General features: G+C 67.3%; 13 protein-coding genes and 1 pseudogene. 6 read left to right on the top strand and 8 right to left on the bottom strand.

Annotated elements, in window-relative coordinates; genetic code table 11:
• Positions 1–35 precede the first annotated feature (35 nt).
• From IHV84_RS11735 to IHV84_RS11725, 3 genes are all read right to left on the bottom strand, one after another.
• Complete coding sequence (locus tag IHV84_RS11735) at positions 36–2,027, bottom strand: UvrD-helicase domain-containing protein (RefSeq protein ID WP_198846991.1); 1,992 nt, start codon at positions 2,025–2,027, stop codon at positions 36–38.
• Between the two features lie 199 nt (positions 2,028–2,226).
• Positions 2,227–2,463 carry a hypothetical protein gene (locus IHV84_RS11730; RefSeq protein ID WP_142082874.1) on the bottom strand — a complete coding sequence of 79 codons (237 nt, stop codon included), beginning with the start codon at positions 2,461–2,463 and terminating at the stop codon, positions 2,227–2,229.
• On the bottom strand, positions 2,460–5,381 hold the full coding sequence (locus IHV84_RS11725) for a DNA topoisomerase III (RefSeq protein ID WP_198846990.1): 2,922 nt from the start codon (positions 5,379–5,381) through the stop codon (positions 2,460–2,462). The genes IHV84_RS11730 and IHV84_RS11725 overlap by 4 nt, the downstream gene beginning before the upstream one ends.
• A 133-nt stretch (positions 5,382–5,514) precedes the next feature.
• Here IHV84_RS11725 and IHV84_RS11720 point away from each other — a divergent pair, with 133 nt between their 5' ends.
• From IHV84_RS11720 to IHV84_RS11705, 4 genes are all read left to right on the top strand, one after another.
• On the top strand, positions 5,515–6,108 hold the full coding sequence (locus IHV84_RS11720; RefSeq protein WP_198846989.1) for an SET domain-containing protein: 594 nt from the start codon (positions 5,515–5,517) through the stop codon (positions 6,106–6,108).
• On the top strand, positions 6,105–6,953 hold the full coding sequence (locus IHV84_RS11715; RefSeq protein WP_198846988.1) for a biotin--[acetyl-CoA-carboxylase] ligase: 849 nt from the start codon (positions 6,105–6,107) through the stop codon (positions 6,951–6,953). The genes IHV84_RS11720 and IHV84_RS11715 overlap by 4 nt, the downstream gene beginning before the upstream one ends.
• Positions 6,954–6,978: 25 nt before the next feature.
• On the top strand, positions 6,979–7,695 hold the full coding sequence (locus tag IHV84_RS11710; protein WP_198846987.1) for an SPOR domain-containing protein: 717 nt from the start codon (positions 6,979–6,981) through the stop codon (positions 7,693–7,695).
• Between the two features lie 172 nt (positions 7,696–7,867).
• Positions 7,868–8,335 (top strand): YidB family protein, encoded by a 468-nt coding sequence (locus tag IHV84_RS11705; protein ID WP_198846986.1) that lies wholly within the window; start codon positions 7,868–7,870, stop codon positions 8,333–8,335.
• Positions 8,336–8,366: 31 nt separating this feature from the next.
• Here the strand turns inward: IHV84_RS11705 and IHV84_RS11700 are convergent, their stop codons facing one another.
• Positions 8,367–9,689, bottom strand: a complete 1,323-nt coding sequence (locus tag IHV84_RS11700) for an acyl-CoA dehydrogenase family protein (RefSeq protein WP_198846985.1) — start codon at positions 9,687–9,689, stop codon at positions 8,367–8,369.
• A 195-nt stretch (positions 9,690–9,884) separates the two neighbouring features.
• Here IHV84_RS11700 and IHV84_RS11695 point away from each other — a divergent pair, with 195 nt between their 5' ends.
• Positions 9,885–10,691: an SOS response-associated peptidase gene (locus tag IHV84_RS11695; RefSeq protein WP_198846984.1), complete on the top strand. Its 807-nt coding sequence runs from the start codon at positions 9,885–9,887 to the stop codon at positions 10,689–10,691.
• Between the two features lie 130 nt (positions 10,692–10,821).
• Here the strand turns inward: IHV84_RS11695 and IHV84_RS11690 are convergent, their stop codons facing one another.
• A complete protein-coding gene (locus IHV84_RS11690) occupies positions 10,822–12,177 on the bottom strand; it encodes an esterase-like activity of phytase family protein (protein ID WP_198846983.1) in 1,356 nt (451 codons plus the stop codon).
• A 495-nt stretch (positions 12,178–12,672) separates the two neighbouring features.
• On the opposite strand from IHV84_RS11690, the gene IHV84_RS11685 reads away from it, so the two are divergent.
• A complete protein-coding gene (locus IHV84_RS11685) occupies positions 12,673–14,571 on the top strand; it encodes a bifunctional UDP-sugar hydrolase/5'-nucleotidase (RefSeq protein ID WP_198846982.1) in 1,899 nt (632 codons plus the stop codon).
• A 102-nt stretch (positions 14,572–14,673) separates the two neighbouring features.
• On the opposite strand, the gene IHV84_RS11680 is transcribed toward IHV84_RS11685, so the two are convergent.
• The 3 genes and pseudogenes from IHV84_RS11680 to IHV84_RS11670 form a co-directional block, all read right to left on the bottom strand.
• On the bottom strand, positions 14,674–16,338 hold the full coding sequence (locus IHV84_RS11680; protein ID WP_198847007.1) for an NAD(P)-binding protein: 1,665 nt from the start codon (positions 16,336–16,338) through the stop codon (positions 14,674–14,676).
• Positions 16,339–16,340: 2 nt separating this feature from the next.
• Complete coding sequence (locus IHV84_RS11675; RefSeq protein ID WP_198846981.1) at positions 16,341–17,333, bottom strand: two-component system response regulator; 993 nt, start codon at positions 17,331–17,333, stop codon at positions 16,341–16,343.
• Between the two features lie 349 nt (positions 17,334–17,682).
• Positions 17,683–20,865, bottom strand: a pseudogene (locus IHV84_RS11670) (PAS domain S-box protein); the annotation flags it as partial.
• Between the last annotated feature and the right edge of the window lie 32 nt (positions 20,866–20,897).

Below are 20,897 nucleotides of genomic sequence, written 5' to 3'. Positions count from 1 at the left end.
ATGTGGCAAAGCTGCGGACGGGCGCCACTGTGCCATCAGGCCGGAGCCTTGGCGGCCTGTGTGGATTCTGCATAGCCCAGTTGCGCCACAAACGCGCTGGGCCGCTGGCGGTGGGCCAGCAGGGTGAGCTGCTGGCGGGCGCGGGTCATGCCCACATACAAGGTGTTCTTCTCTTGCGCAAAGGGCGCCTGCGGGTCGGGGAAGGCGCCTTGCTCCAGGTAGGGGATGAGCACATGCTCAAACTCCAGCCCCTTCACATGGCCGATGTGGGCCAGCACCAGGCTGGCGGTGCTGCGCAGTTCGCGCTGGCGCTGCTCGGCGGCGTTGAGGTGCAGGAAGTAGTCGCGCGCGCTGCCAAAGGCCTGGGCGGCGTGGCTCAGGCCCGCCAGGTTGGCCAGGGCGTCGGCCCGGCGCTGGCGCGACACAAACACTTCGCGCACCACGGTTTCGATCTGCAGGGCTTCGAGCAGGCGGGCCAGGGTGCCCTGGCCGTGGGCTTCTTTGGCCACCTTCAGGGCGCGCTGCAAGCGCCGCTGCATGGCGGGCTCGACGTTGGGCACGATCTGGTTGGTGAAGAAGCTCTCTAAAAACAGCGGGTTGTCGGTGACGCTGCGGATGGCGTCGGCCAGCAGCTCGTGCTGCGACTCGTGCTCGCGCCCCTTCACCACGATGCGCGCGCCGCAGAAGAAGACCAGGGCGCGCATGAGCTTTTCTCGGGTGCGCGGCTCGGTGACGCTATCGAAGTTGTCGGTGGCCACGGCCAGCAGGCCGCGCACCAGCAGCACCTCGGGGCGCAGCAGGTAGCTTTCAAAACCGCTCACGGTGTAGGGCACGCCATCGGCCAGCAGGCGGTTTTCGATAGCGATGGACTGACCGGGGTGGCGCAGCAGCACGGCAAGGCCTGCCATCTTGCCGCGCGTGGCGGTGCGCCAGTGCTGCACCTGGTGGGCGATCAGGTCCACGCATTCGGCCTCGTCGTCGTAGCCCAGCAGTTGCACGGCGGTGTCGTGCGCGGCCAGCGAGCCATAGGGCTTGTCGGCAAGCCGCCCGGCCTTGGTGGCCAGCTTGCGGCCAAAACGGTGACTGGGCGTGAGGGGCAGGCGCGCCACCGGGCGGCCCGTGTGCACGGTGATGGCGTCGCCCATGAACACCGCATCGGCCCCGTGCGCGCCGTAGATGACCTGGTCGCGGTCGCCCACGCCGCAGAACTGGCACTGGGTCGAATCGAGCAGCTCACGCAGCACGCGGAACGATGCTGCGTTCATGTCGTGCATCTCGTCCACCAGCAGCATCTGCAGGTTGCGCGGCCAGGGGCGCAGGCTGGCGGCGGTGTCGCCCTCCAGCAGGCGGCGGGCCAGGTCGTAAGTGGCGTCGTAGGGGCCGCGAAACAGCGGCTCGTCGGCCAGCTCGCGGCGGCGAATGCGTTCGTACGCACGGAACACCTTGAGCTGGGTGTAGCCAATGCCCAGGTCGCCCGCATAGTCCGGCGTGGCCGGGCCGTCGTCGCGCTCCAGGTCGTCTTTCAACGTGCCTTTGAGCCACAGGGCCATGGCCAAAAAGTCTTCGATAAAGCCCGCATCGCCCGCGCTGGGCAGTTGCAGTTCTTCAGGCCAGCGCTCGGATTCGTTGGCCTCGATGCGCTGCACGGCCTCCCACACATAGGGGCGCAGGGCTTCCTGGGTGTCGATCTGCTCTACCGGCGGCCCATAGGGCTCTTGCAGCATGGCGGCGCAGAAGGCGTCAAAGCTGGCGATGCGAAAGCGCGCCACCACGGGCGCGGGCACGCCAATTTTGCGCAGCGCGGCCTGCAGGGCCTGGCAGGCGGTGTCGGTGTAGGTGAGGGCCAGGCAGCGCTCGGGCGGCATGCCGGTGGTCCACGCCTGGGCCATGCGCAGCGCCAGCGTGGTGGTTTTGGCGGCGCCCGCGTTGGCCTCGATGATGAGGGTGCGCTCGGCCGACATCTGCACGGCGACTTGCTCGTCGGTGGGGGTGATGTGCTTGGGTTGGTACGGGTGAACAGTCGCCAACGGGAATCCTCAGGAGTGCAGGGGCTGGAAAGCGCTGCGGGGTGCGGCGCTGGGGCCGCAGGGCCCGAGCCAGGTTGCGCGGGCTTAGAGCGGCTAACAAAACTCAGCGAAGCGGTTCTGGCTAGGCACTGTGTCGTAGGCAGTACGAGCAGTACGACAAGACACAGCAACGACGCCAGAAGAGTTTTGTTAGCCGCTCTTAGCGCCGCCGACCCACGCCCAGGTCAATCTCGCCGTAGACGGTGACACCGCTGCTGCCACCGCCCACGTCCGTCACAGCGTTGCCTTGGGGGCCACTGTTGCCGCTGCTGCCGCTACTGCGCTTGTACAGGGGGCCAGAGGCATCGCCTCCAGCCGAGGGCGTGCCCGCGCAGCCTGCGAGCAAGGCCAGCGCTGCGCACAGCGCCCAGGCCCGTGCGCAGGCCAGCGGCGTCATGCGTCGCCGCCCAGGTGGTTGCCCAGAATGCCCGCCAGCTCGAACATGCCCGCGCTGTCTTTGCCAAACACGGCGCGCAGCTTGTCGTCGGCCACGATGGTGCGCTTGTCCTTGGGGTCTTGCAGGTTGTTTGCCTTGATGTATTCCCACATCTTCTTCACGGCCTCGGGGCGGGCCACCGGCTCGTTGCCAATCACGGCGGCCAGGGCGGCGCTGGGTGCCTTGCCTGCGGCGGCCTTGCGCGGCGCTTTGGCAGCGGTGGTTTTGGCGGCAGCCTTCTTTGCAGGGGCTTTTTTGGCTGCAGCGCTTGCCCTGCCTGCGGTAGCAGCTCCTGCTTTTGTAGCAGCACCGGCGGCAGGTTTACGGGGTGGGAACTTGCTGGGCGCAAATTCAAAGTTGACCTTGCCCGCCTCCTTGTCCCACGCCAGGTGGGCCTTGAAGTTGCGGCGCGTGCGCATGCTCACAAACTTGTCGAGCAGGTCGGTCTTGCCGGTGTCGAGCAGCTTGGTCATCTGCTCGCGCTCCACGGGCTGCTGCAGGATGACCTTGCCGCTCTTGAAGGTGCAGCTCGGCGTGGGCTGTGCGGCCGTGGGCACGGCCTTGCTGCACACGTAGTTGCTGCCGTGCTCGTGCACTTCCGATCCGCAGATGGGGCAGGCACCCAGCGATGCGTCTTCAAACTCCACCAGCTCGCCCGATTCCTCGGCGTTCTTGTCGTCGCCAAAGTCGAATTCGAGCTTGTAGTTGTGCGCTTCGTCGTCGTACTTGATGACGATCTCAGAGGTGAACGGCCACCCCGCCTTGGAGCGGAAGCCCTCCAGTGGGCCGATCTTTTTGTCGCGCAGCAGCTGCTCGGCCTCGGCCGTTTCAAACGTGCGGCCGGCGGGCGACTTGCCAAAGCTGAAGCCGCAGCCCTCGGCGCCTGCCTTGCCCACGCAGGCATAGCGGCGGTAGTTTTCCTTCACCACGCCACCGCAGTTGGGGCAAGGGGATTCGAGCGTGGCGTAGTCGCCGGGGATGGTGTCGCGGTCGTACTCCTTGGCCTTCTTCACCATGCGCTCGGTCATGGCGGCAATCTCTTGCATGAAGGCTTCGCGGCTGAGCTGGCCCTTTTCCATCTGCGAGAGCTTGTATTCCCACTCGCCCGTGAGTTCGGCGCGGCATAGTTCTTCCACCTCCAGCCCGCGCAGCAGCGTCATGAGCTGGAAGGCCTTGGCCGTGGGGATGATCTCGCGGCCTTCGCGCAGCATGTACTTTTCAGTCAGCAGCCCTTCGATGATTGCCGCACGCGTGGCAGGCGTGCCCAGGCCTTTTTCCTGCATGGCTTCGCGCAACTCGTCGTCGTCGATCTGCTTGCCCGCGCTTTCCATGGCGCCCAGCAGCGTGGCTTCCGAATACCGGGCGGGGGGCTTGGTCTTGAGGCCCTTGGGGTCGACCTGCAGGGTGTTGACCATTTCGCCGGGTTTGACCGGCACCAGGTTCTGGCCCTTGTCGCCGTCCTTGCCGCCTTCGACTTCTTCAGCCGCTTCCTTGCCGTAGATGGCCAGCCAGCCCGGCTTGACCAGCACCTTGCCTTCGGTCTTGAAGCTGTGGGGCGCTACCGTCGAAATGCGGGTTGTCACCGTGTATTCAGCGCTCGGGAAGAACACCGCCATGAAGCGGCGCACGACCAGGTCGTACAGCTTTTGCTCGGCCTCGCTCAGGCCCGAGGGCGCTTGCGTGGTGGGGATGATCGCAAAGTGGTCACTCACCTTGCTGTTGTCAAAAATGCGCTTGGACGGGCGGATGTAGTTGTTGTTCAGCGCGGTGAGCGCGTGGGGCGCCAGGTGGCGCATGCCGCTGTCGGCCAGCATTTCAAATGTCTGCTTGGCCACCGGCAAATAGTCTTCGGGCAGCGCGCGCGAGTCGGTACGGGGGTAGGTCAGGGCCTTGTGGCGCTCGTACAGGCTTTGCGCCAGGGCCAGCGTGGTCTTGGCGCTGAAGCCGAACTTGCCGTTGGCCTCGCGCTGCAGGCTGGTCAGGTCGAACAGCAAAGGCGATGCCTGGGTGGTGGGCTTACTCTCTTCGGTGACCGTGGCCTGCTTGCCGCGCACGGCGTTGGCAATGGCTTGCGCTTCGGCGGCGGACCATACGCGGTCGGCCTTGGCCTCCGCGTCCTCGCCCTTCTTCCACTTAGGGTCGAACCACTTGGCGGGGTACTCGCCCGCTTCGGCGCCAAAGGTGGCGTGGATTTCCCAGTAGTCGCGGCTCACGAACTTGCGGATCTTTTCTTCGCGCTCCACCACCAGCGACAGCGTGGGCGTCTGCACCCGGCCCACGGTGGTCAGGAAGAAGCCACCATCGCGCGAGTTGAAAGCCGTCATGGCGCGCGTGCCGTTGATGCCGACCAGCCAGTCGGCCTCAGACCGGCTGCGCGCGGCGCTGGCCAGGCCCGCCATCTGCTGCTCGGAGCGCAGTGCGTTGAAGCCATCGCGAATGGCCTGTGGCGTCATGGACTGCAGCCACAGGCGCTTGACGGGTTTGCCCAGCGGCTTACCGCCCCCGGCGTACTGCTCGATCAGGCGGAAGATCAGTTCCCCCTCGCGGCCCGCGTCACAGGCGTTGATGAGTTCGGTCACGTCTTTGCGCTTGGCCAGCTTGACCACCGCGTTCAGGCGGCTCTTGGTCTTGTCCACGGGCTTGAGGTCAAAGTACGGCGGGATCACGGGCAGGTGGGCAAAGCTCCATTTGCCGCGCTTCACGTCAAACTGCTCGGGGGCCTGGATCTCCACCAGGTGGCCTACGGCGCTGGTGACCACATAGCGGTCGTTCTCGAAGTGGTCTTCGTGCTTTTCAAACTTGCCCGCCACGGGCGTCAGCGCGCGCACGATGTCCTGCGCCACTGAGGGTTTTTCTGCAATTACCAGGGTCTTGGTCATTTTCGGTTTCTCGCCAGTCGTTCTGGTTGCCCGCACTGCGGGCGCTTCTACAATTCGGTTCTCGCGCGCATGCACACGCACACACGCGCACGCACACACATGTGTGCACCATCAAGTTAACAGAGTTTTAGCCATGGCCCGCAATGCAACGCCTGCCGACCCCAACGCCCACACCGGCCGCCGCATCCAGACCCGGCGCTCGGGCGTGCACGGCAGGGGAGTTTTTGCCCTGCAGGACATCGCCGCTGGCGAAGTGCTGGTGGAATACACCGGCGAAATCATCACCTGGCAGGAAGCGCAAGACCGCCACCCCCATGACCCCAGCCAGCCCAACCACACGTTCTACTTCCATGTGGATGAAGACCGGGTGATCGACGCCAACTATGGCGGCAACTCGGCCCGCTGGATCAACCACAGCTGCGACCCCAATTGCTTCGCCGATGAGCGGGACGGCCGCATTTTCATCACCGCGCTGCGCAATATCAAGGCGGGCGAAGAGCTGAACTACGACTACGGCCTGATCATTGAAGAGCGCTACACCCCCAAGCTGAAGGCCGAATACCCCTGCTGGTGCGGCGCCGCCACCTGCCGCGGCACGCTGCTGGCCCCCAAGCGCGGCTGGCGCCCGCCTATGCCCGACCTGCCTGCGCCAGAGCCCCGCACGGCCAAAGCCAAGGCACCAAAAACCGGCAAGGCCACTGAAGCCAAGAAGGGCCGCAAGGCATGACCGCCCCCATCCGCTGGCCTGCCGAGGCCGTCTGGGAGGCCGTGGCCCCGCTGCTGCCGGGCTTCACAGTCGAGGTGCTGCCCAGCATCGATTCGACCAACACCGAGCTGATGCGCCGCGCCCGCGCCGGGCAGACCGAGCCCACGCTGCTGGTGGCCGAGCAGCAAACCGCCGGGCGGGGCCGCCTGGGCCGGGTGTGGCAGAGCGATGTGGGCGCGTCGTTAATGCTGTCGCTGGGCCTGCCCATGGCGCCACGGGACTGGTCAGGCCTGTCGCTGGCCGTGGGCGTGAGCGTGGCCGAAAGCCTGCAGCCCACCCTGCCCCCGCTGGAGCCAGGCCAGCCTCCGCGCATTGGCCTGAAATGGCCCAATGACCTGTGGCTGAGCGGCGACCGCAAGCTGGGCGGCATTCTGGTGGAGACCGCCAGCTTTGTGGCGCCCCAGGCCGCGCACCCCACTACAGCCCAAGGCACCGCCGCCCGCTACGTGGTGGTGGGCATTGGCATCAATGTGCTGCCCCGCAGCGGCGAAGGCATGAGCATGCCCCCCGGCAGCCTGCAAGACGTGGAGCCGGGCCTGGACGCCCCTGCCGCCCTGCTGCGCATCGTGCCGCCGCTGGTGGCCATGTTGCAGGGCTTTGAGGCCTGCGGCTTTGCGCCCGTGCAGCCCCGCTTTGCCGCACGCGATGTGCTGCAGGGCCGCCCCGTGACGCTGAGCGACGGCCAGACCGGCACCGCCCACGGCGTGGGCGAAGACGGCGCGCTGCTGGTGCACACCGCCCAGGGCATGCAGGCCGTGACCAGCGCTGAAATCAGCGTGCGCCCCGCCGTGCTCTCCACCCTCTGACACCCCTTCTGAAAAAGCCCTGCCCATGCTGCGCCTTGCCGTCATCGCCCTGCTGCTGGCCAATGCCGGTTACTACGCCTACACCCAGGGCTGGCTGCGCAGCGCAGGCCTGGTCACCCCCGAGCAGGCCGAGCCGCAGCGCCTGCAGCAGCAGATTCGCCCCGAAACGCTGAAAGTGCTGCGCGCGCAGGGTGCCACCAACAACCCCACGCCGCCGCCCGCACCGGCTGCCGCCCCGGCGGCAGACACTGCCGCATCGACCCCTGCCCCCACGGCAGCCGCCCCGGCCGATGCGGGCGAATGCCTGCAAGCGGGCGTTTTTGACGACAAGCAGGCCGCCGCCCTGCGCACCGCTGCTGCCGCGCTGCCCCCCGGCAGCTGGAGCCTGGAGCCCACGCCCATCACCGGGCGCTGGATGATCTACATGGGCCGCTTTGACGACCAGGACACGCTGGACAAGAAACGCGCCGAATTGCGCGCCCGCAAGGTGGACTTTGACCGCGCAGGCGGCACGCTGGAGCCGGGCCTGTCGCTGGGCCGCTTCTCGACCGAAGAAGCCGCGCAGCGCGGCCTCACGGCCCTGAACGCACAGGGCGTGCGCACGGCACGGGTGATTCAGGAGCGCCAGGCCGCCACCGGTTTCATCCTCAAGCTACCCGCCGTGACCGACGCCCAGCGCCAGCGGTGGCTGGCCACCCTGCGCCCTGCCATGGCAGGCAAAACGCTGGGCAGCTGCAGCTGAGACCCTGCCCCCGGTTTGCACAAGTTGACCATTGGCTCCGCAGGCCCATGGCCGCTTGCGGCACACTGCCCCCACGCACACGGTGCCACGGCCTGAACCGGCCCGCAGCCCGTGCCGCGCAGCGGTGGGCCAACCCGCCTGCCTTTTCAACGGTTTCACAGGGAGCAGCACCATGGGTTTATTCGATTCAGTCGTCGGCGCAGTCTTGAACAACGCTGGCCAGGCAGGGGGCAACGCCGCAGGCGGTGGCCTGGGTGGGCTGCTGGGCATGGCCGCCCAAAACCCGCAGCTGGTGCAGGCCGTGCTGTCGCTGCTCAGCAACGATGGCGCGCACGGTGGGCTGGCGGGGCTGGTAGAGCGCTTTCAGCAAGCGGGTCTGGGCAACGTGCTGCAGTCGTGGATTGGCACGGGTGCCAACCTGCCGATCTCGGGCGAGCAACTGGCCAGCGTGCTGGGCCAGGGCACGCTGTCGCAATTGGGCAGCCAGGTGGGCGCCGCCCCGGCCGATGTGGCCCAGCAGCTCAGCCAACTGCTGCCCGGCCTGGTGGACCGCCTCACGCCCCAAGGCCAGATGCCCCAGGGCGGCCTGGGCAACAGCAGCGACCTGATGGGCGTGCTGGGACAGTTTTTGCGCGCTTGAAGCGTGCACCCTCGGGCTGGCCCAGCCCAGCTCAGGCCTGCAGATGCGGCGGGGCCGCCAGCTGCTCGGGGGTAGTGAAGTAAGCCGTGTGGCTGCCCAGGCCCGCGCGCGCCTGGGCCAGCACCTGCCGGGCCACGGTGCGCAGGTGCACCTCATCCGGCCCATCCATCAGGCGCAGGGCGCGGCCCCAGGTCCAGAACGCGGCCAGCGGCGTATCGGGCGAGAGGCCCATGGCGCCAAAAATCTGCATGGCCCTGTCTACCACGCGCTGCTGCAGCCGCGCAGCCACCACTTTGATGGCAGCCACTTGCGCGCGCACCTGCCTGGGCTCGGCCGCGTCCCCCTGGTCCAGCAGCCAGGCGGCGTGCAGCACCAGCCAGCGCGCCTGGTCGATCTCGATGCGCGAGTCGGCCAGCCACTCCTGCACATTGCTTTGTTCAGACAGCGGCTTGCCAAAGGCGTGGCGTTCCAGCGCGCGCTCAGCGGCCAGTTGCAGGGCCAGCTCGCACTGGCCAATGGTGCGCATGCAGTGGTGCACCCGCCCCGGCCCCAGGCGCGCCTGCGCCATGGCAAAGCCTTGCCCCCAATCGCCCAGCAACGCAGTGGCGGGCACGCGCACGTTGTGCAGGCGAATTTCGCAATGCCCTTCGGGCGCATGGTGGTGCAGCACATGGATGTTGCGCACCACCTCCACCCCCGGCGTGCCCACGGGCACCAGCACCATGCTGTGGCGGTGGTGGCTGTCGGGATCGGCACTCTCATCGGCGTCGGCATTGCGGCACAGCACGATGAGCAACTGGCACTGCGGGTGCGCCGCGCCGGTGATGAACCACTTGCGGCCGTTGAGCACCAGGGTGTCGCCCGCAGCGCCGCTGCGCTCTGCGCCCTCTCGCCGCACGGTGGTCTGCAAGTTGGTGGGGTCGGACGAGGCCACGTCCGGCTCGCTCATGGCAAAGGCCGACCGGCATTGGCCGTGCAGCAGTGGCTGCAGCCACTGGGCGCGCTGCGCAGGGCTGGCAAAGCGGTGCAGCAGCTCGATGTTGCCGGTGTCGGGCGCGCTGCAGTTGAACACCTCGGCCGCCCAGGGCAGGCGGCCCATGGCTTCGGCCAGCGGCGCGTAGTCCAGGTTGGACAGGCGCGTGCCGGGTTCGTCATCGCGCAGCGTGGGCAGAAACAGGTTCCACAGCCCTTCTTCCCGCGCCAGGGCCTTGAGGTCTTCCAGAAACGGCGGCGGGTAGTCGCCCGCCTGCACGGCAGCATGCCAGGCGGCGTTGTAGGGCAGCACATAGCGGTCGATGAAGGCATTGAGCCGGTCGCACATCTGCCGGGCCAGGGGAGAGGGGTTGACGTCCATGCGGGCATTGTGAAAACCGCGCCCGCCCGTGTCAGAACGCAGGCGACACCCGGCTTGACGCAAGTCACCACGGAGCGCCACCGTGCATTGCCAGCACCGAAATTGCTAGCTTTTTTATAGCTTATGGCGCTTATTGCACAAGCGCTGGATGGCATTTTCGTGCATAGTCTTGGTCGAACAAGGTACGATCCACCCATGACCACCCAGTACGAAACCCTGCGCCACGAAGACACCTACCGCGAGGCTTTTGGCGTGGAGCCCCCCGCAGCGCTGGGCGAGCGACTGCTGTGGCCGCGCAAGCCTGGCTGCTTCATCGTGCACCAGGCGGTGGCCACGGCGCTGCTGTCGCCCGAGCCCTCTGCACCTGCATCGTCTGCACCGGCACCCGCCGCACCGCTGGCGGCAGAGCCCGCTGAAGGCAACGCGGCGGATGACACAGCCGCCACGCCGCCCGCCGACCGCACCCGCGTGCTGGTGCCTGCGCAGTGGGGGCTGGTGCCGCACTGGGTCAAGTCAGCGTCTGACGCCAAGCTGCGCGCACCCAAGCTGGTCACGGCCAAGTCGGATTTGGCGTCCACCGGCACGGCGTTTCGTGAAGCGTGGCTGCAGGGCCAGCGCTGCATCGTGCCCATGCAGTCGTTTTACGCCGATGACTACCGCAGCGGCAAAGCCGTGCCCACGCGCATTGCCCGGGTGGACGGCAAGCCCATGGGCGTGGCGGGCCTGTGGGCGCGTTGGCGCGGTGCGGATGGCGAAGTCATCATCAGCTACGCCCTGCTGACGGTGAACGCCAACAACCACGCGCTGCTCAACCGCTACCAGCAGCCGGGCAGCGAAAAAAGCATGCCCGCCATCCTGAACGAAGGCGCCTACGACGCCTGGCTGACGGCCCGCCAGGAAAAGGCCAAAGAGTTTTTGCGCCAGTACGCGCCCCAGTACCTCACGGCCAACCCGGTCGAGAACAAGGCCGACAAGGTGCCCAAGAAGGACTGGCTGGGCTGAGAACCTGATCAAAGGACTTTCAACGCCCCACCCGCACGCAAAAAAACACCCAGGGCCTGCATTGCAACCCTGGGTGTTTTTCTTTGAATAAGGTGCCTTCCGGCACCCTCAGCGCTGCACCGGCAGGCTGTCAACGCGCCTTGAGCAGCGCCTCGACCTGCAGCAGCACCAGCTCGTTGTCATCGGCCTTGTTCGGGTCGCGGCTGGAGCTGAAGGGCAGGTTGTTGTCGTTGCCCACCACGATGTGCTTGTCGTCCACCACGTCCACGTTTTCAATGGTGAAGAACGGGAAGGCGAGCACGCCGTTCGTCAAAGGCTTCTTGGCCAGGCGCTGGGGGTCCTGGATGTTCATGAGGTCGATGTAGCCGATCTTGCGGATCTCGCCGCCCACATTGGCATCGCTCATCTCGATCTTGTACACGCGCTTGAACTTGGCCAGGTCATGGAAGCAGTCGGTGCGCTTTTGGTCTGCGGGGCAGGCCTTGTCGGCCGTGCCTTCGCCGTTGTCGCGCTCGATGATCAAACCCATGTTGGCGTCGATCATGTTGAAGTCGCCAATCGCGTGGTGGTTGGCTTCCAGCACGTACTTCCAGTGGCGGCCCGTCCACTGCTCGCTCTTCACGTCGAATTCGAGCACGCGCAGGTATTGCTTGCCACCCACGTTTTCGTAGGCCTTGGCCGCCTCGTTCCACAGCGCGCCTTCGAGCAGGGCGTAGAGCTTGCTGCCGTCCTTGCTGGAGGCCATGCCTTCAAAGCCCTTGGAGCGCTTCACGTCAAACGCGGTGGGCTTGGCATCGGGTGCGCCGGGCATGAGCACGCCGGGCGCGTCGGGCGAGCGCACAACCTTGCCGTCCACCTTGGTGTCGAACACGGCCAGCACCTTGCCGTTCAGGTCGGCCTTGATGAGGTAGGGGCCAAACTCTTCCGCAATCCACAGCGCGCCACCGGCGAACTGGAAGCTCTCGGGGTCGAAGTCCGCGCCCGTCAGGTAGCGCTTGTCGGTGCCTTCTTGCGTGATGCGGAAGGGCACTTTCTTGTCGGGGTCGTGCAGGAAGACGGTCTTTTGGCGGCTGAACTGGCCGCTCTGGAAGTCCACGGTGTAGTGGCTCAGGTGCAGCATGAAATCGGGCGAGTTGGCCTTGGAGCCAGCGCCGTTGTCGGTCAGCAGCCAGAAACTGCCGTCGGCCATGCGCTTGATGCCGGAATGGCCCTGCACGGGCTGGCCATCAAAGGGCAGGCTGATGCCGGTGGGGCGGCCTGCAGACACACCCATCACCGAGCCCAGCTTTTCCACGCGCTGGGCGGTGGTGAACTTGCCAGCGTGGCGCAGGTCGGCCGGGGCGTCTGCGGGCGCAGGAATCACGCTGAGTGCAGGCATCACGGCGTGGCCGGTGAGCGTGGCAGGAAAGGCCTGCTGCGCGTGGGCAGGGGCCAATGCGGCGCAGACCAGGGCAGCGCCAGCGGCAAGGTGGTTCAAAGAAAACATGGTGGGTTACCTGAAGAAAAAGGGCAACGATGCCCACCGGGAGTGACACGGACGTGACGCCCCGGTGAACGGTGTGTGGCAAGGCCGGGCGCGCAGGCTGCCGGGCAGGCCCCCAGCACGCCCCGGCCGCGCGGCCATCAGCCGCGAACGAGGGTGGGCAACGCCCAGGCGCTGGCCGTGACGGCCAGGATGGATTTCACGGCAGCCGTGGTGGCTGGCAGGCTGCGGGGAGAGAGCACAGAGGAACACATGAGAAAACCAACAACAGATAAAGCCGATGACAAATCAACGCGCTGGATCAACCTTTGAAATCAAAGCGCGCCTGCCGCAGACCGGGTGCCGGGCAGGGGCCTGCAACGCAAGCTGCGGCGGAGCTTCTCGCAGTGACATGACGGTGGTGTGACACCCCCTGCGGGTGTGCAGCCCTGTCATCGACCCGTCACACCGCCCCCGAAGAATCGCGCCGATTCCGTGGCTTTGGCTCTTTTGGACTTGATGAACACCTCTCACCCCCTCTCTTCGGCCCGCCGCCTGGCGGCATGGTCCGCCCTGGGCGCAGCCGCCCTGGTACTCACCGCCTGCGGCGGCAGCGACGGCGACGGTGCGCCCAGCTTCAGGGCGATCGAGCTGAACATCGCCCACATCAACGACCACCACTCGCAACTCGAACCCATCGCGGCCCAGGAGCTGACGCTGGACGGCGTGGCCACGCAGGTGGAACTGGGCGGCTTTGCGCGCCAGACGGCCGTTTTCAAGGCCCTGGCCAACACCCCCAACCTGATCAAGCTGCACGCGGGCGATGCCATCACCGGCACGCAGTACTACACCTTCTTCAAGGGCAAGGCCGACGCGCAGATGATGAACACCATCTGCTTTGATGCGATGACGCTGGGCAACCACGAGTTCGACGACGGTGACGCCACGCTCAAGGGCTTTCTGGATGCGCTGGCCGACCCCGCCCTGGGTGGCGCCTGCAAAACCACCGCGCTGGCTTCCAACGTGGTGGCGCAAGCTGGCACCGCACTGGCCCCCGCCAATGGCACCGCGTACGTGAAGCCCTACCTGATCAAGAAGGTGGACGGTGTGGACGTGGGCATCGTGGGCCTGTCGCCTGCGGCCAAGATCACCAATTCTTCGCGCCCCCTGGCCACCACCCAGTTCCTGGACGAAACCACGGCCGCGCAAAAATCCATCGACGAACTCAAGGCCAAGGGCATTCGCCACATCGTGCTGCTGTCGCACCTGGGCTACGACGCCGACAAGGTCATTGCGCCCAAGCTCAGCGATGTGGACGTGATCATTGGCGGCGACTCGCACTCGCTGCTGGGCGACTTCAAGTCCGTGGGCGTGGCCACCTCGTCGGGGGCCTACCCCACCGTGGTGCAGAACAAGGACGGCGGCACGGTCTGTATTGGCCAGGCCTGGGAATACGCCAAGGCCTATGGCCTGATGAACGTGAAGTTTGACGACCGCGGCAGCGTGAGCCAGTGCGGCGGCGCGGCCAAGCTGGTGATTGGCGACAACTTCAAGCGCAAGGACAGCGCAGGCGCCTGGCAAAGCCTGGCCGATGCCGACCGCCAGGCCCTGGTGAACAAGCTGGCCACCAGCGCCCAGGTGCGCGTGACCACCCCCGACGCCACGGCCGCGCAGACGCTGGCCAGCTACTCGGGCCAGGTGGCAGCGCAGCGCGCCATCACCATCGGCTCCACCTCGGACGCCCTGTGCCTGGTGCGCATGCCCGGCGAAACCACCAACCGCAGCACGGGCGTGGCCGGCTGCGAAACCGCCAACACCCTGGCCCGTGGCAGCGATGCCGCCCAGGCGGTGGCCGAAGCCTTCCTGGCCGCAAGCAAGCGTGCCGACTTTGCCCTGCAAAACGCAGGCGGCGTGCGCATTGCGGTGCCTGCAGGCCCGATGAGCATGAACACGGCCTACACCATCCTGCCATTCACCAATGTGCTGGTCGAGATGAACCTGACCGGTGCCCAACTGGTGGCAGCCCTGGAAGACGCCACGGCCAACCACCTGGACAACGCCCAGTCCAACGGCTCGCACCCCTACGCCGCTGGCGTGCGCTGGGACCTGGACATGAGCAAGGCCAAGGGCCAGCGCTTCACCAACGTGCAGGTGCGCAACAAGACGACCGGCACCTGGGCTCCCATCGATCTGGCCAAGCCCTACGTGCTGGTCACCAACGACTTCATCGCGGCGGGCCAGGACGGCTACACCACCCTGGGCACCGTGTACAAGACCGGCGCCTACGTGAACACCTACCTGCTCTACACCCAGAGCTTTGTGGATTACGTGAAGGCCAAGGGCACGATTGCCCGCCCCGCAGCGGCCGACTACTCGCACCAGAAGGTGATCAGCAAGGCTGGCAACGCCCTGCCTTGATGCACCGCACTTGAACGCAGCCCCACGGGCCGCCCCAAAAAAGCCCCGGAGCGTGAGCGCCGGGGCTTTTGTGTTTTCAGGCCACCACGCCTTGCACGCGCCCTACGCCCGAAGGCCTGCGGCATGCCCCCGGGTGAAGGCTTCCTCAAACACCGAATAGCCGGACCAGTCGCTGTGCGCAAAGGCCAGCCGCGCGGTGGCAGGGGTGGGAAGGGCGCGCTGGCGCTCTCCATTCAATAGCAGCTTGCGCTTACCTGGTGCGCCCTGCAGGCCAATTTGGCTTAAAAATGTTTGAACGCCCGGCACGGGGATGGACATGGCGTGCCCGTAGCGGGTGACCTGTACGCGGGTGGCGCGCTGCAGCACATCGGGGTGCGGGCCAGCCAGCGCGGCCAGGGCGGCGCGGCCCCAATGCTCGGCGCCCTGCGTGGCCAGTTGCTGGCGCGCGTCGGCCACATCGCCCAGGGCCTGGTAGTACGTGAGCACGGTGGGGCCGGGGCGCGGGTCAAGCTTCTGGTGCGACGCATCCACATAGCCCAGGCCGCCGGGGTTGCTGTCGCCGTAGATGACGTTGTCCCACGCGGGGGCGGCGCCAGGGCGGTCGGCCAGCGGCGCGTTCAGGTGGATGTTGGTCACGGCCCAGGGCGCCCATTGCAGGCGCTGGGCGGCTTGCGCCAAAAATGCTGGCGGGTTTTGCACCACGCGCGCCGCCACAAAAACGGGCAGCGCCACCACGCAGCGCGGTGCCTGCCAGCGCTCCACATTGCCGCTGTGGTGGTTGAACGCATCCACCTCCACACCCCGGCGGGTTTCGGCAATGCGCAGCACGCTGGTGCCGGTTTGCAACTGGCCCTGCGCCTTGAGCGGGGTGGCCAGTTGCTGGGTGAGCCAGCCATTGCCCTCGGGCCAAGTCAGCACGCCTTCGCGGTCTTCGGCCACGGCTTCGCCCGGCGCATGAAAGCCGTGGCGGCTGGCAAAGTAATGCAGCCCGGCCCAGGCCGACACGCGGGCCATGCCGGCGCCGTAGTCGTCGCGGCAGCAGTAGTCCAGGTACCAGCGCAGGTGCGCGTCGTCCAGGCCCTGCTGCAGCAGCCATGCTTCAAAAGTCATAGCATCCAGCGCTTGATGGGCGGGCGCCAGGCCGGTTTTTGCATCCAAAGCGGCAAACTGCGGCATGGTGAAGCGGGCGGCGCGGCTGGCAGCGGCCACGGCCTGCGAAAAGCGGCGGTATTGCTCCAGCGTGGCTTCGCCCACGCCTTGCACGGGCAGCAGGCCTTCCTGCCACTCGCGCTCAAAGTACAGGCGCTCTTGTGGGCTGTGGCACAGGTGGCGCTCGTCGTACTGCCAGCGCCCGGCCACGCGCTGGCGCAGGCCCAGTTCTTCCAGCAGGTCTTGCACCTCGGGCGCGTGGTCGCCCGGCACGGGCAGGTAGTGCGCGCCCAGCGGGCAGGCCACGCCATTCACCGCCCCGGCCCGGCTGTTGCCGCCGGGGGTGTCTTCCAGCTCCAGCAGGGCAAAGTCGTGCACCCCGGCCAGGCGCAGGCTGCGCGCCGCCGCCAGCCCGGCCACGCCGCCGCCCGCGATGATGACCTGGGCGCGCCGCACCAGCGTGGGCGCGGGCAGCGGCCCCTGGGCCAGCAGGTCGCGCAGCGCGTGGCCGCGCTCCAGGTCGATGCCCGCAAAGGCGAATTCCAGCGCCGGTGGTGGTGGCTGGCAGCCAGCCAGCAATGCGGCAGCAGCGCTGCCCAGAAAGTGGCGCCGCTGCATCGTCACTCGGCCCACCGCGCGCGAATCTCCAGCAACTGCGGCAGCAGCGGGGCGAACAGCGCCACCAGGGCGGGGTCGAAGTGTTTGCCCGCCTGGGCCGCAATGTGGTTCATCGCCTCTTGCACCGGCCAGGGTTCCTTGTAGGGGCGGCGCGTGGTGAGGGCATCAAACACATCGGCAATCGCCACGATGCGCGCCGACACCGGGATGGCCTCGCCCGCCAGGCCGCGCGGGTAGCCGCTGCCGTCCCACTTTTCGTGGTGGGCCAGGGCAATTTCGCGGGCCAGCTGCAGCACGCCGGAGGGGTACTCGCCAATGATCTCGGCACCGATTTCGGGGTGGCGGCGCATGGTGGCCCATTCGTCTGCATCGAGCGGGCCGGGCTTGCGCAGCACCGCGTCGGGGATGCCGATCTTGCCCACGTCGTGCATGGGCGCGGCGTTGAGCAGGTCTTCGGCCCACGCGGGGCTGCAGCCTGCGGCCAGCGCCAGCAGCTGCGAAAAGTGGCTCATGCGGATGACGTGCATGCCGGTTTCGTTGTCCTTGTACTCGGCCGCGCGGCCCAGGCGCTGCACGATCTGCAGGCGGGTTTCGCGCAACTCGTCCATGCGCACCAGCGACAGGTGGGTGCGCACCCGCGCGCGCACCACGGGCGGGCTGACGGGCTTGGTGAGGTAGTCCACCCCGCCCACGTCAAACCCGGCGGTTTCGTCCTGGCTGTCCGTAAGGGCGGTGATGAAGATCACCGGGATCGAGGCCGTGGCGGCATCGGCCTTGAGTGCGCGACACACGGCGTAGCCGTCCATGTGGGGCATCATGATGTCGAGCAGCACCAGGTCGGGCAGCTGCTCGCGCGCCACTTGCAGCGCGCGCTCGCCGTCGGTGGCAAAGAGCAGGCGGTAGTCGGCCTGCAGGATGTGGCGCAGCACCTGCAGGTTGGTGGGCTCGTCGTCCACCAGCAACAGGCGGGGACGCTGGTCGTGGGCCGGGGTCATGCGGGGTTCTCCAGAGGTTAATCCAGCCAGTGCTTGCGCAGCTGCTGTAGCTGCTGCAGGGCCTGGTCGAAGTCAAAGGTGTCGATGGCCTCCTGCAGGCGCTCGGTGGCGTCCGCAGGCAATAGCTGCACCAGCACGCCAGCGGCGGCTGGGCCAGTTCGGACTGCACCAGCGCCTGCTGCAGCGCGTGCGCGGCGGCCAGGGCCTGCTGGCGCTGGTCGGCCGTCAGCGGTGCGTGCTGGCCCACGCCGGGGGCGGGTGCTGCGGCGGCCTCAGCCTCCTGGGCCAGGGCCTGCTGTACGGCCTGCAACGCGGCGGGCAGGGCAGCCACCAGCGGCTGCAGTGCCGTGCGGTCCAGGCTGTGGGCAGCCTCCTCGATGCGCTGCGCCAGCGTTTGCAGCGGCTCCAGTGCCAGGTTGCTGGCCACACCACGCAGGCGGTGGGCCAGCGCGCGGGCCGCGTCCATGTCGGGCTGCGCCACAAGGGCCTGCAAGGTGGCGGGGGTGGCAGCGTGGTCGACCAGCAGTCGCGCCACGGCGTCGCGCAGCAAGGCGCGCTGGCCCCACAGGCGGGTGCCGCGTTCCCAGTCCACGGCGGGTACGGCGGCCTGGGGGGCGGGGGACATGTCGGGCACGCGCGCAGAGGCCTGCAGTGTGGTCCCGCCCGAGGGGGAGGCATCAAGCTGCAAGTGCAGCACGCGGGCGATCTCGCGGAACAGGCGGGCAGGCTCCAGGGGCTTGCTGGCAAAGCCGTCCATGCCCGCAGCGCGGGCGTTGCGCCGGTCCTGCTCCAGCACGCTGGCGGACAGGGCGATCACCGGCACCGGCTTGCGCCGTTGCGCCTGCTCGAACGCGCGGATGCGGCGCGTGGCCTCCAGGCCGTCCATGACGGGCATCTGCAGGTCCATCAGCACCACGTCAAAGTGCCCGGCCTCGTAGGCGGCGACAGCGCTTTCTCCGTCCCGTGCCACGGTGACCTGGTGGCGCCCCCGGTCCAGGTGGATCTGCAGCAGCTCTATGTTGGCCGGCACATCGTCCACCACCAGCATGCGCATCTGCGGCAGCTGCAAGGCCTGACTGACGTTGGCCACGGCAGCCAGGGCCTGGCCCACGGGCAGCGGCAAACAGACCGTGAACGTGGTGCCCACCCCCAGGGTGCTGTGCACGCTAATGCTGCCGCCCATCAGTTCGACCAGCTGCCGCGAGATGGTGGTGCCAAGACCTGTGCCACCGAACTGCCGCGTGGTGGACGCATCGGCCTGTGCAAAGGGGTCGAAGATGCGCTCCAGATGCTGCGCGGCGATGCCGATGCCGGTGTCCTCCACCTCGATCACCAGCGTGCCGTCGTGGTAGTCCAGCCGCAGCAGCACATGGCCGCGCCCGGTGAACTTGAGCGCGTTGCCCAGCAGGTTCAGCAGCACCTGCTGCAGGCGCAGTGCGTCGCCCCGCAGGTAGGGCGGTACCCGTTCAGCCGTCACGCACTGCAGCGCCAGCCCCTTCTTGCCCGCATGGATGCGCAGCGAGGTGAGGATCTGGTCGCACAACTCCTGCAGCGAGAAGTCGCCAATCTCCAGCTCCACCGCGCCTTTTTCCAGTTTGGCCGTATCCAGCATGTCGTTGAGCAGGCGCAGCATGGAGCGCGCCGCATGCTGCACGGTGCCCAGGTGGCGACGCTGCTGGGCGTCCAAGGGGGTGTCGAGCAGCGCCTCAGTGAAGCCGATGATGGCGTTCATGGGCGTGCGGATTTCGTGGCTCATGTTGGCCAGGAAGGTTCTGCGCGCGGCGGCGGCCTGCTCGGCGCGCTCCTTGGCGGCGCGCAGCTCTTGCTCCATGGCGCGGCGCTGGGATAGGTCGGTCTCAAACTTGACGACCTTGAAGGGCTGGCCCTTCGCGTCAAAAATGGGGTTGTAGGTGGCCTGGATCCAGATGCGCCGCCCGTCCTTGCCCAGGCGCAGGTATTCGCCGCCGTCCAGTTGGCCAGATCGCAGCTGTTCCCAGAACTGCACATACGCCTCGGTCTGCACGTAAGCGGGCTCGCAGAACATGCGGTGGTGCTGGCCCACGATCTCCTGGAGGTCATAGCCCATCAGATTGAGGAAATTGTCATTGGCATGGAGCACATGGCCCTGCATGTCGAACTCCACCACCGCCAGCGCGCGGTTGATGGCGCGCACGATGCTTTCGAACTCTGCGTTGCGTTCCTTGAAGGCGGTCATGTCCATGATGACGCCGTCAATCCACAGCAGCTGGCCGTCGTCGCCCACCACGGGGCGGCCGCTCTCCGACACCCAGCGCAGTCGCCCGTCGCGGTCCCGCAGGCCAAACTCCACGAGGTAAGGTCGGTGCTCCTGGATGGCCGTGGAGACTTCCGCCCACAGGCGGTCCACCTCTTCGGGCAGCGTGAGCTGGGTGAAGTTGACACGGCCTTCCAGAAAGTCCTGCGGCAACCAGCCCGTGAGTGCGGTCACCGCATCGCTGATGAACAGCATGGTCCAGTCGGCGTCGTAGCGGCAGCGGAAGGTGACGCCCGGTATGTTGGCCATGAGCGAGCGCAGGCGCTGCTCGCTGGCCTGCAGCTCCTGCTCCATGGCGCGGCGCTGGGTGAGGTCGTTGATGAAGCCCACAAACACCGGATCGCCGTCCAGCGGCACGCGGCCAATGGAAATGCGGATGGGCACCGTGCTGCCATCGGGCCGCAGGGCCAGCACCTCGCGGCCGTTGCCGCCGATCAGGCCACCACCCTGGCCCTGCAGGTAGCGCTGAATGTAGGTGTCGTGGCGGGAGCGATCGGGCTCGGGCATCAGGATGGACACGTTCTGGCCCACCACGTCCTCGGGGCGCCAGCCCAGGATGCGTTCGGCCGCTGCGTTGAAGGACTGCACCCGCCCCTGCGCATCGATCATCACCATGCCGTCCACGGCCGTGTCGGCAATGGCGCGCAGGCGGGACTCGCTCTGTTGCATCTGCAGGAACATCTGCCGGTAGCGCAGGCCGACGTTGATAGCGATGACCAGCCCCCCGATGACCAGGGCCACAGCGGCCACCGCCAAGGCCAGGGACGTACCCTCTACGGTAGTCGCCAGCTCCAGTTCGCCAGGTGCGTCGATGAAACGCAATGCCGCCATCGCGACGTAATGCGGGGCCGCAATGGCCAGCCCCATGACCGCACCCGCCGCCAGATTCAGCCAGCGGGCCTGCCAGCGAACCACCCGCTCCAGTCCAAATCGCACCCACAGGGCCACGATGGCGAGCAGCACAGCCACCAAGAGGGAGGCCGCAAAGCCCCAAGGATCAAAGCGCATGATCGGCGCCCACTCGGACGCCTCCATTCCAATGTAGTGCATGGCGCCAATGCCAGCGCCGACGAGCACCCCGCCCACCACCAGCGCGGCGCGGGTGATCTCGCGGCGCATCAGCAGCGCCAGCGCCACCCACGACGCAGCCACGCTGGCAAGGATAGACAGCGCTGTCATCCAGGGATCAAAACGCCCGCGCCCCAGCACGGTGAACGCCAGAATGCCGATAAAGTGCATCGACCAGATGCCCCCGCCCAACGCCATCGCCC

The organism is Acidovorax sp. IB03 (assembly GCF_016406015.1).
Taxonomy (GTDB): domain Bacteria; phylum Pseudomonadota; class Gammaproteobacteria; order Burkholderiales; family Burkholderiaceae_C; genus Acidovorax; species Acidovorax temperans.
The sequence above is the reverse complement of the archived record's forward strand: the minus strand, read 5'-3'. Positions and strand labels throughout refer to the sequence as shown.